15 protein-coding genes are annotated in these 13,042 nt (G+C 57.6%); all 15 read left to right on the plus strand.

The genetic code is table 11. The features are described from left to right. The first annotated feature begins 87 nt into the window (after nucleotides 1–87). Entirely contained in the window at nucleotides 88–1,137 is a 1,050-nt protein-coding gene (locus OGY35_RS07460; protein ID WP_178828424.1) for an AI-2E family transporter, read from the plus strand. Between the two features lie 375 nt (nucleotides 1,138–1,512). Next, complete coding sequence (locus OGY35_RS07465) at nucleotides 1,513–1,890, plus strand: hypothetical protein (protein ID WP_125369396.1); 378 nt, start codon at nucleotides 1,513–1,515, stop codon at nucleotides 1,888–1,890. A 68-nt stretch (nucleotides 1,891–1,958) separates the two neighbouring features. After that, on the plus strand, nucleotides 1,959–3,020 hold the full coding sequence (locus tag OGY35_RS07470) for a methyltransferase (protein WP_286631867.1): 1,062 nt from the start codon (nucleotides 1,959–1,961) through the stop codon (nucleotides 3,018–3,020). A gap of 54 nt (nucleotides 3,021–3,074) precedes the next feature. Next, nucleotides 3,075–3,797, plus strand: coding sequence for a beta-ketoacyl synthase chain length factor (locus tag OGY35_RS07475; RefSeq protein ID WP_178828429.1), 723 nt, complete (start codon nucleotides 3,075–3,077; stop codon nucleotides 3,795–3,797). Further along, on the plus strand, nucleotides 3,776–4,609 hold the full coding sequence (locus OGY35_RS07480) for a lysophospholipid acyltransferase family protein (protein WP_371305785.1): 834 nt from the start codon (nucleotides 3,776–3,778) through the stop codon (nucleotides 4,607–4,609). The genes OGY35_RS07475 and OGY35_RS07480 overlap by 22 nt, the downstream gene beginning before the upstream one ends. After that, nucleotides 4,590–4,847 (plus strand): phosphopantetheine-binding protein, encoded by a 258-nt coding sequence (locus OGY35_RS07485; RefSeq protein WP_042323054.1) that lies wholly within the window; start codon nucleotides 4,590–4,592, stop codon nucleotides 4,845–4,847. Before OGY35_RS07480 ends, OGY35_RS07485 begins: the two co-directional genes overlap by 20 nt. A 12-nt stretch (nucleotides 4,848–4,859) precedes the next feature. Further along, on the plus strand, nucleotides 4,860–5,111 hold the full coding sequence (locus tag OGY35_RS07490) for an acyl carrier protein (protein ID WP_042323056.1): 252 nt from the start codon (nucleotides 4,860–4,862) through the stop codon (nucleotides 5,109–5,111). A 6-nt stretch (nucleotides 5,112–5,117) separates the two neighbouring features. Beyond that, nucleotides 5,118–5,690: a COG4648 family protein gene (locus tag OGY35_RS07495; protein WP_152400391.1), complete on the plus strand. Its 573-nt coding sequence runs from the start codon at nucleotides 5,118–5,120 to the stop codon at nucleotides 5,688–5,690. Continuing rightward, nucleotides 5,687–7,048: an AMP-binding protein gene (locus OGY35_RS07500; RefSeq protein ID WP_286631870.1), complete on the plus strand. Its 1,362-nt coding sequence runs from the start codon at nucleotides 5,687–5,689 to the stop codon at nucleotides 7,046–7,048. Before OGY35_RS07495 ends, OGY35_RS07500 begins: the two co-directional genes overlap by 4 nt. Further along, nucleotides 7,035–7,388 (plus strand): ApeI family dehydratase, encoded by a 354-nt coding sequence (locus OGY35_RS07505; RefSeq protein ID WP_286631871.1) that lies wholly within the window; start codon nucleotides 7,035–7,037, stop codon nucleotides 7,386–7,388. The genes OGY35_RS07500 and OGY35_RS07505 overlap by 14 nt, the downstream gene beginning before the upstream one ends. Then, the gene (locus OGY35_RS07510; protein WP_286631873.1) at nucleotides 7,379–9,070 is read left to right on the plus strand and encodes a glycosyltransferase family 2 protein; all 1,692 of its coding nucleotides are present in this window, start codon (nucleotides 7,379–7,381) and stop codon (nucleotides 9,068–9,070) included. The genes OGY35_RS07505 and OGY35_RS07510 overlap by 10 nt, the downstream gene beginning before the upstream one ends. Before the next feature lie 3 nt (nucleotides 9,071–9,073). Continuing rightward, nucleotides 9,074–9,496 carry an acyl-CoA thioesterase gene (locus OGY35_RS07515; protein ID WP_152400398.1) on the plus strand — a complete coding sequence of 141 codons (423 nt, stop codon included), beginning with the start codon at nucleotides 9,074–9,076 and terminating at the stop codon, nucleotides 9,494–9,496. Beyond that, nucleotides 9,493–10,098 carry a LolA family protein gene (locus OGY35_RS07520; RefSeq protein ID WP_195296123.1) on the plus strand — a complete coding sequence of 202 codons (606 nt, stop codon included), beginning with the start codon at nucleotides 9,493–9,495 and terminating at the stop codon, nucleotides 10,096–10,098. Before OGY35_RS07515 ends, OGY35_RS07520 begins: the two co-directional genes overlap by 4 nt. After that, on the plus strand, nucleotides 10,067–12,385 hold the full coding sequence (locus OGY35_RS07525; protein ID WP_286631878.1) for an MMPL family transporter: 2,319 nt from the start codon (nucleotides 10,067–10,069) through the stop codon (nucleotides 12,383–12,385). The genes OGY35_RS07520 and OGY35_RS07525 overlap by 32 nt, the downstream gene beginning before the upstream one ends. Continuing rightward, complete coding sequence (locus tag OGY35_RS07530; RefSeq protein ID WP_502872698.1) at nucleotides 12,382–13,041, plus strand: DUF3261 domain-containing protein; 660 nt, start codon at nucleotides 12,382–12,384, stop codon at nucleotides 13,039–13,041. The genes OGY35_RS07525 and OGY35_RS07530 overlap by 4 nt, the downstream gene beginning before the upstream one ends. Nucleotide 13,042: the final 1 nt, after the last annotated feature.

The following is a 13,042-nucleotide window of genomic DNA, read 5'->3' on the forward strand; positions in this document are numbered from 1 at the left end:
CACGCCGGGAAAATCAGCAGCCAGATTAGGAATATCGGCAGCAGGCCAGCCGCTACACTTAATGAAAATCAATAACAGGAAGCCACCATGACAACCCCTCAGCCCGATAAAACGGGTTTACATATTCTGCTCAAACTGGCCGCGCTGGTCGTCATTCTCGCCGGGATCCACGCCGCCGCAGATATCATTGTGCAGCTCTTGCTGGCACTCTTTTTTGCCATTGTCCTCAATCCGCTGGTCACCTGGTTTATTCGCCGGGGCGTGAAACGCCCGGTGGCAATTACGATTGTGGTGGTTGTGATGCTGTTTGTGCTCACCGCGCTGATCGGCGTGCTGGCCGCCTCGGTTAACGAATTTATTGCCATGCTGCCGAAGTACAACAAAGAACTGACGCGCAAGGTCTTGTATGTACAGGAGATGATTCCATTTTTAAATCTACACATGTCCCCGGAACGGATGTTACAGCGAATCGACTCCGACAAAATTGTCACCTTCACCACCACGCTGATGACCGGGTTGTCGGGCGCGATGGCCAGCGTCATTTTGTTGGTAATGACCGTCGTATTTATGCTGTTTGAAGTCCGCCATGTGCCTTACAAAATGCGTTTTGCGCTGCATAACCCGCAAATCCACATTGCCGGACTGCACCGGGCGCTGAAGGGGGTTTCGCACTATCTGGCGTTAAAAACGCTGCTCAGCCTGTGGACCGGCGTCATTGTCTGGCTGGGACTGGAATTGATGCACATTCAGTTTGCCCTGATGTGGGGGGTGCTGGCGTTCCTGCTGAACTATGTACCAAACATTGGCTCGGTGATTTCCGCCGTTCCACCGATGGTTCAGGCGCTGCTTTTCAACGGCATTTATGAGTGCGTGCTGGTGGGGGCGCTGTTCCTGGTGGTCCATATGGTATTAGGCAACATGGTTGAACCACGCATGATGGGGCATCGCTTGGGCATGTCGACGCTGGTGGTGTTCCTTTCCTTACTGGTCTGGGGCTGGCTGCTCGGCCCGGTGGGAATGTTGCTCTCCGTCCCTCTGACCAGCGTGTGTAAAATCTGGATGGAAACCACGACAGGCGGCAGCAAACTGGCCATATTACTGGGCCCGGGGAGACCGAAAAATAGATTACCGGGATAAATCTGCCCTACCAACCAGGGTAGTTTCATTCACTTACAGATGAAAGTACTATAAGGCGCGCTTTTGTTATCTGAGTATTTCAATAAGCGCGCGGTTTCCTTTGCAAAATGAGATCCAGGTCTCCCACAGTGCATTTAATTCAAATTAAATGATATCGACAATGGAATTTAAGTGAGAATTAACTGACTAACGCCATGATAACCCGGAAGATAAATTACCTTCTGCGTTCACTCATTAATTACAAGAATTTCACGGCCGTCCGTCAAAGTTAACATTAATAATAGTCGGTATTATTGTAACTAAAACTAAATTCAGAAATGCATTCAACGTTAATATAAATAGTGATTTTGATAGGGAGTTTTCATGAAACAATACATTAAGTGGTTTGCGGCGATTGCGGTTGTTGGTGCGCTGGCGGGTTGTGCGCGTACTGCCCCCATCGATCAGGTTCACTCTTCGGTTACCGCAGGCCACACCCAGGATCAGGTAAAAAATGCGATTCTGAAAGCCGGCATTCAGCGTAAATGGATCATGACTGAAGCGGGTCCGGGAGTGATCAAAGCGCGTCAGCAGTCTCGCGACCACGTTGCGGAAGTGCGCATTACCTACACCGCCTCCAGCTACGATATCAAGTACGACAGCAGCCTCAATCTGCAGGCTTCTGGCGGTAAAATTCATAAAAACTACAACCGCTGGGTACGTAACCTGGATAAAGACATTCAGTTGAACCTGTCTGCGGGTGCAAATCTGTAATGACGCCTGAAGTCGGGCCGCGCGCGGCCCGATAACCTTTTTCGTTTTCTTAACAGGTTGTACTCGCCATGTACGAACAGGACTCCCTCAGCGCACTGGATGCGATCACTGAAGCGCAGCGTATCGCCTTCGCCCCCATGCTGTTTCAAACCGCGCTTTGCCTGCGAAATGCAGATGTGCTGGCTTATCTTGACCGCCAGGGTAAACAGGGTGCAACGCTTGAAGAGATCGCCGAAAACAGTAACGTCAACGAATATGCGGTCAGCGTTCTGCTGGATATGGGATTAAGCGGACGCATCATCACCCATCAAGCGGGACGCTATTATCTGGCGAAAATCGGACATTTCCTTTTGCATGACACCATGACTCGCGTGAATATGGATTTCACCCACGACGTCTGTTATCAGGGATTATTCTTTTTAGAAAATGCGCTGAAAGAAGGAAAACCGTCCGGGTTAAAAGTATTTGGCGACTGGCCAACCATTTACCCGGCATTGTCACAATTACCACCGTCCGCGCGTGAAAGCTGGTTCGCCTTCGATCATTACTATTCTGACGGTGCGTTTGATGCAGCATTACCGCATGTATTCGCCAGTTGTCCTGCAACCCTGTACGATGTAGGCGGAAATACGGGTAAATGGGCAATACGCTGTAGCCAGTTCGACGAAAATATCGCGGTGACGCTATTAGATTTGCCACAACAAATTGCACTTGCCCGCGAAAATATCGAAAATGCAGGATTATCTGATCGCATCGATTTTCATGCGGTGGATATGCTTGGCGATGCGCCTTTACCCACAGAGGCCGATATCTGGTGGATGAGTCAATTTCTTGACTGTTTTTCACCGGAGCAAATTGTCGCCATGCTCAGCAAGGTTGCCCGTGTGATGAAGCCCGGTGCAAGGCTGTGCATTATGGAGCTGTTCTGGGATGCGCAGCGCTTTGAAGCCGCCTCATTCAGTCTGAATGCGTCTTCGCTTTACTTTACCTGCATGGCGAACGGCAACAGCCGTTTCTACAGCGCAGAGAAATTTTATGGCTATCTGGACAAGGCAGGGTTCCAGGTGGAAGCACGCCACGATAATTTAGGCGTTGGACATACTTTACTGATATGTCAGAAGAAAAAATAACAAAGTAGCATCAGAACGCTACTGGAATCACCGGTATACCGCGGACGCGCGTTGATGAAATTCTCACTAAACATTACCGACTGGCGGGCGATGGCGCCAGGTCTGGGCGAATCAATACAGTGGTTGCAATGGTCACGGCATCCGCACGCCATCGATCCGGCGGCGGCACAGGGAAAGCTGCGTGAACTGCCAATGATGACCGCCCGTCGTCTTAGCTCCGGCAGTAAACTGGCCGTCGAGTGCGGGCTGGCGATGCTGCGCCGCCACGATATCGATGCGGTGCTGTACACCAGTCGGCACGGTGAACTTGAACGTAACTACCGCATTCTGCATGCGCTGGCGACCGAACAGGCGCTCTCACCGACCGATTTCGCGTTGTCAGTACACAATTCAGCGGTGGGCAACCTGACTATCGCGGCCAAACACCCCATCGTCTCGTCATCGCTTTCCGCCGGGCGCGATACCTTCCAGCAGGGGTTATGTGAAGTCATCTGCCTGCTACAGGCGGGTTATCAGCGCGTGTTGATGGTCGACTTCGACGGTTTTCTTCCCGAGTTCTACCACCCGCGACTCCCGGAAAATATGCCAACCTGGCCGTACGCCACCGCACTGGTCTGCGAAGCAGGTAACGACTGGGTGTGTGAGAGCGAACCGGTTCAGGCAGGCGCTGAAACCGCGCTCCCGCAAAGCCTGCTGTTTTTACAGCACTATTTACTGAATGCCGAGGCGTTTACCCTCCCCGGCGAGCGCGTGCAGTGGCACTGGAGTCGGACATGAAAGGGGTCATCTCCTCGTTGAACCGACTCTGGCGGATCGCCATGACCGGCTTCTGCTTCGCCCTCTTCGGACTCGGCGGACTGCTGCTTTCGGTCGTCTGGTTTAACGTTTTGTTAGTTTTCGTATGGGACAACGCCCGCCGCCGCCGCATTGCCCGGCGCAGTATCGCCGCCAGTTTCCGTCTCTTTTTAACGGTGACCCGCGTGCTGGGCGTGCTGGATTATCAGATGAAAGGGGTGGATATTTTGCGTCAGGAACGCGGATGTCTGGTGGTCGCGAATCACCCCACCCTGATCGATTATGTCCTGCTGGCGTCGGTGATGCCCGAAACAGATTGTCTGGTGAAAAGCGCGCTGCTGAAGAACCCATTTCTCAGCGGCGTGGTGCGCGCCGCGGATTATCTGGTGAACAGCCAGGCGGACGCCCTGTTACCGGCCAGTCAGCAACGACTGGCGCAGGGCGATACGATTTTGATTTTCCCCGAAGGCACCCGCACCCGTCCGGGCGAAGCCATGACGCTGCAACGCGGCGCGGCGAATATCGCCGTGCGCTGCGGCAGCGATATTCGCGTAGTGACCATCCATTGCAGCCAGCGCATGCTGGATAAAGAAAGCAAATGGTATCAGGTGCCGCCAACTAAACCGCTGTTTACCGTCGAGGTACGCGAGCGGGTGAAGCTCGACCACTTTTACGACGCAAATTTACAAGAACCGGCGCTGGCGGCAAGACAGCTAAACCGGCATCTTTTGCTTCAATTACAACCAGGTACGTTACCTCTCTCAGGAATTAATGATGCAAGCGCTTTATCTTGAAATTAAAAATCTCATCATAACCACATTGAATCTGGACGAACTGTCGACAGACGACATTGAAACCGAGGCGGCGCTGTTTGGCGACGGCCTGGGACTGGACTCAATTGATGCCCTGGAACTGGGACTGGCGGTAAAAAATCAGTACGGCGTGGTGCTTTCTGCGGAAAGCGAAGAGATGCGTCAGCACTTCTTCTCCGTCGCCACGCTGGCATCGTTCATTAATGCGCAACGTGCCTGAGGAGAGTCCGCTATGACCGATCAACACGCCATCTATGACGAAGTCTCTGCGCTGCTGGTTAAGCTGTTTGAGATAGATCCACAGGACATTAAACCTGAGGCGCGTCTGTACGAAGATCTGGAGCTGGACAGCATCGATGCGGTCGACATGATCGTCCATCTGCAAAAGAAGACCGGTAAGAAGATCAAACCGGAAGAGTTCAAAGCCGTACGCACCGTGCAGGATGTCGTTGACGCGGTAGAACGCCTGCTTAAAGAAGCCTGATTCGCCGTGTCGGGCGTTCGCACATTGCCTGTGCTGACAGGCGTGCTGTTACTCGCCTGGCCTTTCCTGATTTGGTTTGGCCTGGCGCATCACAGCCTGCAGTGGTTACTGCCGCTGATGGCGCTGCTGCTGTTCTTACGCTTTCGCCAGACCCGGCGACAGGCGGGACCGCTGCGCGTGGTCACCCAGGTGGTGGCGGCGGTGGGTATCACGCTGTGCATCGCCAGTTACCTGCTTAAAACCCATCAGCTTCTGCTGTTTTATCCGGTTGTGGTGAACGCCGTCATGCTCGCTGTTTTTGGTGGTTCGCTCTGGTCTTCCATGCCCATAGTGGAACGACTGGCACGATTGCGCGATCCCCAACTCCCGGATGCGGCGGTGCGTTACACCCGCCGGGTGACGCAGATCTGGTGCGCCTTTTTTATCTTCAATGGCGGCGTGGCGCTGTTTACCGCTCTCCATGGCGATATGGCGATGTGGACCGCGTGGAATGGCATGATTGCCTACCTGCTGATGGGCCTGCTCATGGGCAGCGAATGGCTGATACGCCGTCGGATGATTAATCGAGATTTGCAATGAAGCAGACCCTGACGCTTGCCGAATGGCTCACCTCCCCTCGTCCGGCGAACACGCCCATCGCCTGGCTGGACGAACGCCACTGGACGCTCGGTCACTTGCGCCACGATGTCGCACGGTTGATGGCGCACCTGCAACAGCAGGAAGGCAGTCGCTGGGCACTCTGTTTTGAAAACAGCTATCTGTTTATCGTTGCGCTGCTGGCCACCCTGCATGCGGGGAAAACGCCCGTGATTCCAGGGCATAACCGCGTCTCTTTGCTGGACGAGCAGCGGGCGTTGTTTGACGGTGTGCTGAGCGATAAAACGCTCGGCTGGCAGGGGCCGCTGTGGGTTGTCAGCTCAGCCATGACGCTCAGCGACGAGGCGTTCATCTTCCCGCCCCTGCGCCACGATGCGTTTATCGAGCTGTTTACCTCGGGCTCGACCGGGCAGCCGAAACGTATCGTTAAACCCGTTGACCGTCTGGACCATGAAGCCGAACTGTTGGCAGCGCGCTTTGCCGACCGCCTGGCAGGCTGCCGGATAGTGGCCTCGGTTGTGCCACAGCATCTGTACGGTCTGACGTTCCGCATTTTCCTGCCGATGGCGCTGGGCCTGCCGCTGCATGCGGCCATGCTTTACTATGCGGAACAACTGGCCGCGCTGGGCCACGAACATCGCTATGTGTTTATCAGCAGTCCGGCGTTTTTAAAACGCCTCGACCACCAGCTTCCTGCGCCGTCGGTGGACATGATCCTCTCGGCAGGCGGCATGTTGCCGTGGCAGGACGTGACGCAGACCGCCGCCTGGCTGAACGTCTGGCCGGATGAGATCTACGGCAGCACCGAGACCGGCATTCTGGCCTGGCGCTATCGTCAACAAGAGAATGTCACCTGGCTGCCCTTCCCCGGCGTGTCATTTACCGCAGAAGATGAAGCATTTCGCGTCTTCTCTCCGCTGATCGCCGACGCTAACGGTCTGCTGCTTGACGATATCCTGCAGTTTGAGCCAAACGGCCAGTTTCGCCTGATGGGACGCCGTGGGCGAGTGGTCAAAATTGAAGAGAAACGCATTTCGCTCAGCGAAGTTGAGCAACGCCTGCTGGAGCTGGAGGGCATCCGCGACGTCGCCGCCCTGCCGATCGCGCGTGGCGGCCGCCAGGGGGTGGGCGTACTGCTGGTCCTGAATGACGAGGCGCGCCAGCGCTGGCAGAACAGCGGCGGAAAAACCCAGGAGCTGACGTGGCGACGGGCGCTGCTGCCGTGGCTGGAGCCGGTCGCCGTACCGCGTTACTGGCGGGTCATCGACGAAATCCCGGTCAACAGTATGAATAAGCGTGTCTATGCGCAATTACAGGAGTTGTTTCATGATACCCCATGAAATTGAGCGCCATCAGGCACAGCCCCAACAGATTGAGGTCGTCCTGCATCTTGATCCTTCCCTTTTCTGGTTCAGCGGCCATTTTGCCGTGCAGCCGCTGCTGCCGGGCGTCGCGCAGATGGACTGGGTGATGCACTATGCCACCACCCTGCTCGCCCCCGGCTGGCGTTTTCACAGCATTCAGAACGCGAAGTTCCAGGCACCGCTGCTGCCGGAAAACACCGTCACGTTAACCCTGAGCTGGCAGGAAGCACGTCAGCTCCTGACGTTCAGCTATCAGCGCCACGATGGCGACGCGCGCCATACCGCCAGCAGCGGGAAGATCCGGCTATGTCGTTGACCTTGTCCCCCTGCGTGCTGATCCCCTGCTATAACCACGGCGCCATGATGTCGCGCGTGCTGGCACGCCTGCAGCCGTTTAATCTGCCGTGTATTGTGGTGGACGACGGCAGCGACGCGGCCACGCAGCAGGAACTGGACAGGCTCGCCGCAGGCACCGCAAACCTGACCTTAATTCGTCTGGCGGAAAACGCCGGCAAGGGCGCGGCGGTGATCCGCGGATTAGAGGCGGCCGCAGAGGCCGGATTTACCCATGCCGTCCAGGTCGACGCCGACGGTCAACATGCGATTGAAGACATTCCAAAGCTGCTGGAACTGGCACAGGCGCACCCCGCCGCGCTGATCTCCGGACAGCCGATTTACGATGATTCCATTCCCCGTTCGCGCCTGTACGGACGCTGGATAACCCACGTCTGGGTGTGGATTGAAACCCTTTCGCTGCAACTGAAAGACAGCATGTGCGGCTTTCGCGTCTACCCGGTCAGCCCCACGCGCCAACTGGCGCAACGGGTCACGCTCGGCAAGCGGATGGATTTCGACACCGAAGTGATGGTGCGTCTCTGGTGGCAGGGCACCCCCAGCTATTTTGTCCCGACCCGCGTGACGTATCCGCCGGACGGGCTGTCGCATTTCGATGCCTTCAAAGATAACTGTCGTATTTCACTGATGCACACGCGCCTGTTCTTCGGCATGTTGCCCCGCATCCCGTCGCTGCTGTTGCGTCGAGCGTCACCGCACTGGGCGCGGCAGCAGGAAGTGAAAGGGCTATGGGGAATGCGCCTGATGCTGTGGGTATGGCGTCTGCTGGGGCGTAGGGCGTTCACGCTGCTGCTCTGGCCTGTTGTCGGCGTGTACTGGCTGACCGCAGCCCCCGCGCGCCGCGCGTCACAGAACTGGATCGCCCGCGTGCGTGCGCAGTTGACCGCGCACCAGAGACCCGTGCCGGCTAACCTCTCCAGCTATCAACACTTCCTGCGCTTCGGCAACGCGATGCTCGATAAAATCGCCAGTTGGCGCGGTGAGCTGCATTTTGGCCGCGACGTGGTATTTGCGCCTGGGGCAGAAGAGGCGCTGAACGTCAGCGATCCCCGCGGTAAACTGCTGCTGGCCTCGCACCTGGGCGATGTTGAAGCCTGCCGCGCGCTGGCGCAGTTGCAGGGCAGCAAAACCATCAACGCGCTGGTATTCAGCGATAACGCCCGGCGCTTTAAGCAGATTATGGAAGAGACGGCGCCGCAGGCTGGACTCAACCTGATGCCGGTGACCGACATCGGCCCGGACACCGCCATTGCGCTCAAAGAGAAGCTGGAGCGCGGAGAATGGATTGCCATCGTCGGCGACCGCATCGCGGTGAATCCGCAGCGCGGCGGCGAATGGCGCGTCTGCTGGAGCCGTTTTATGGGGCAAGCCGCCCCGTTCCCACAGGGGCCGTTTATCCTCGCCTCGATTTTGCGCTGCCCGGTGGATCTCCTCTTTGCTCTACGCCAGCAGGAGAAGCTGTGCATTCACTGCGAGCCATTCGCCGACCCGCTGGTATTGCCGCGCGCCGACCGCCAACAGGCGCTACAGCAGACCATCGACCGCTATGCCGAACGCCTTGAGCACTACGCGCTACAGTCGCCGCTCGACTGGTTTAACTTTTTCGATTTCTGGCAGTTGCCGGAACCCAAAAACAAGGAGTAAAGGGTGCTGAACGATCCCCGCTTTACGGCTGAAGTCGAGCTGACCATTCCGTTTCACGACGTCGATATGATGGGCGTGGCGTGGCACGGCAACTATTTCCGTTACTTCGAGATCGCCCGCGAAGCGCTGCTTAACCAGTTCGACTACGGCTATCGCCAGATGAAAGCCTCCGGCTACCTGTGGCCGGTGGTGGATACCCGCGTCAAATACCGCAATCCGTTGACCTTTGAGCAGCGCATTCGCGTACGCGCACGCCTGGAAGAGTTCGAAAACCGCCTGCGCATTGGCTATGAAATTTTCGACGCCGAAAGCGGGAAACGCGCGACCACGGGGTACACCATTCAGGTCGCAGTGGAAGAGAAAAGCCGCGAGATGTGCTTCGTCTGCCCGGACATACTGTTTGAACGCATGGGGGTGATGCCATGAGGTTTCTGCCGCTGCTGGCGCTGCTCATTAGCCCGTTCGTCAGCGCCCTGACGCTTGACGAGTTGCAACAGCGCTTTACCGAACAGCCGGTGATCCGCGCACATTTCGATCAAACCCGGACGATTAAGGATCTGCCGCAGCCGTTGCGATCCGCGGGAACGATGTTGATCGCCCGCGACCAGGGACTGTTGTGGGATCAGACCCGGCCGTTCCCGATGCAACTGCTGCTGGACGATACGCGAATGGTACAGGCCATCAACGGTCAGCCGCCACAAACCATCACCGCCGACAACAACCCGCAGATGTTCCAGTTTAACCACCTGCTGCGTGGGCTGTTTCAGGCCGACCGCAAGGTGCTGGAGCAAAACTTCCGCGTGGAGTTTGCCGATCGCGGAGAAGGCCGCTGGACCCTGCGCCTGACGCCGATCACCACGCCGCTGGATAAGATCTTCGCCACTATCGATTTGGCAGGGAAAACGTATCTGGAACGCATTGAGCTGAACGACAAACAGGGCGACCGCACCGATATCGCACTTTCTCAACACCAACTGACGCCTGCGCAACTGACCGATGACGAACGCCAACGCTTTGCCGCACAGTAAACGCCCCGCGCTGTTATGGGGAATCGCCTGCATTATGATGCTGGGCGTGTTGCTGATGTTGCTGCCTCAGGCGCGGCTCAATAGCAGCGTACTGGCGATGCTGCCAAAACAGGCGCTGGGGGCGATTCCCCCGAGCCTGAATGACGGCTTTATGCAGCGTCTTGACCGTCAACTGGTCTGGCTGGTCAGTCCCGGCAAAAAGGCCGATCCGACGATCGCCCGCGACTGGCTGGCGATGCTGCAACAGTCACAGGCATTGGCAGAGGTGAAAGGCCCGATGGATGCCGACAGCCAACAGGCGTGGGGCGCGTTCTTCTGGCAGCATCGCAACGGCCTGATCGACCCGCAGACCCGTGCCCGTTTGCAAAACGGCGGCGAGGCGCAGGCGCAATGGATTCTTTCTCAGCTCTATTCCGCGTTTTCCGGCGTCAGCGGTAAAGAACTGCAAAACGACCCGCTGATGCTCATGCGCGGCTCACAGCTGGCGATGGCCGAAAACGGTCAGCGTCTGCGGCTGATGGACGGCTGGTTAGTCGCCCAGGACAGCCAGGGAAACTACTGGTATCTGCTGCATGGCGAACTGGCCGGTTCATCGTTCGATATGCAACAGACGCATCATCTGGTGACCACGCTCGGCACGCTTGAAGGGGAGCTGAAGGCGCGCTATCCGCAGGCGCAGTTGCTGTCGCGAGGAACAGTATTCTACAGCGATTACGCCAGCCAGCAGGCAAAGCAGGATGTTTCCACGCTCGGTGTGGCGACGGTGCTGGGCGTGCTGCTACTGATTGTCGCGGTGTTCCGTTCGCTGCGTCCGCTGCTGCTGTGTCTGCTGTCGATTGCCGTGGGCGCGCTGGCGGGAACCGTCGTCACGCTGCTTACCTTCGGTGAACTGCATCTGATGACGCTGGTGATGAGCATGAGCATCATTGGCATCTCCGCCGACTACACGCTGTACTACCTGACCGAACGGATGGTACACGGCGCTGAAACCTCGCCCTGGGAAAGCCTGGCGAAAGTGCGTAACGCGCTGTTGCTGGCGCTGCTGACCACCGTCGCGGCGTACCTGATTATGATGCTCGCCCCCTTCCCCGGCATTCGCCAGATGGCGGTGTTTGCGGCCGTGGGGCTGAGCGCCTCCTGCCTGACAGTCATTTTCTGGCACCCGTGGCTGTGCCGTGGACTACCGGTGCGCCCGGTTCCGGCGATGGTGTTGATGCTGCGCTGGCTTGCCGCCTGGCGACGTAATAAAAAACTCTCCGTGGGTCTGCCAGTGGCACTCGCGCTTTTCGCGCTGGCCGGGCTGGCGACCCTGCGGGTGGACGACGATATCTCGCAGTTGCAGGCGCTGCCGCAGCACATTCTGGCACAGGAAAAAACCATTACCGCGCTGACCGGACAGAGCGTCGATCAGAAGTGGTTTGTGGTGTACGGCGACTCCGCGCAGCAGACACTGGAACGGCTGGAGGCCTTTGTCCCGGCGTTGGTACAGGCGAAAAAAGAGGGGCTGCTCAGCGGCTATCGCACGATCCCGCTGAATTCACTGCCCCGTCAGCAGCAGGATCTCATTTTGCTGAGAAACGCCGCGCCCGCCGTCACTCACGCCCTGAACAACGCCGGACTGACGACGGTCAACCCCGATCTCACCCCTATGCCCGTCACCGTCGATGCCTGGCTTGCCAGCCCGGCCAGCGAAGGCTGGCGACTGCTGTGGCTGAGCCTGGCCGACGGCGAAAGCGGTGTACTGGTGCCGGTAGACGGCGTCAAACAAAGCGCCGCGCTCAACGCGCTCAGCGAGAAATACCCAGGCGTCGCATGGGTGGATCGCAAAAGTACCTTTGACGCACTGTTTGCGCTGTACCGTAACGTGCTGACCGGCCTGCTGTTTGTCGCGCTGGCGGTGATTGCCTGCGGCGCGATCGCCCGGTTGGGCTGGCGCAGAGGCGTCGTTAGCCTCGTGCCGTCGGTACTGTCTTTGGGCTGTGGCCTGGCGGTACTGTCATTGAGCGGTCATGCGGTCAATCTGTTCTCGCTACTGGCGCTGGTACTGGTGCTGGGAATCGGTATTAACTACACGCTGTTTTTCAGTAATCCGCGCGGAACGCCGTTGACCTCCCTGTTAGCCATCTCGCTGGCAATGATGACCACGCTGCTGACGCTCGGCATGCTGGTCTTTAGCGCCACCCAGGCGATCAGCAGTTTTGGCATTGTGCTGGTTAGCGGCATTTTCACCGCGTTCCTGCTTTCCCCTCTGGCGATGCCGACGAAAAAAGAGAAAAAACGAAAATGATGAAACGTATTTTTGCCGGATGCCGGCTGCGCCTTATCCGGCCTACCTGGTCAACAAGTTGGCGTAGGCCCGATAAGCGTAGCGCCATCGGGCAATTAGCACTGTGCCTCTTCGCGCTGCTCCTCACCGGCTGCAGCCATTCGCAGAAGGCGCAAGAAGGCCGACCGCAGGCATGGCTGGAGCCGGGCACGCGGGTGACGCTGCCTGCGCCGGGCATTTCTCCGTCAGTGAACGCTCAGCAATTGCTCACCGGCAGCTTTAACGGCAAAACGCAGTCGCTGCTGGTGATGCTGAATGCTGATGACAAAAAGATCGCGCTGGCGGGGCTGTCGTCGGTCGGCATTCGTCTGTTCCTCGTGACCTACGATGACAAAGGGCTGCACACCGAGCAGTCCATCGTGGTTCCACAACTGCCGCCCGCCAGTCAGGTGCTGGCAGACGTCATGCTCAGCCACTGGCCAATTAGCGCCTGGCAGCCGCAGTTGCCGAAAGGCTGGACGCTGACGGACAGCGGCGACACGCGTGAACTGCGCAATGCCCGTGGCAAGCTGGTGACAGAAATCACCTACCTGAACCGCAAAGGCAAGCGCGAGCCTATCAGCATCGAACAGCATGTCTTTAAATACCACATCACCATTCAATACCTGGGTGACTGAT

It is taken from the genome of Citrobacter sp. Ct235, from assembly GCF_030332305.1.
GTDB lineage: Bacteria > Pseudomonadota > Gammaproteobacteria > Enterobacterales > Enterobacteriaceae > Citrobacter_A > Citrobacter_A telavivensis.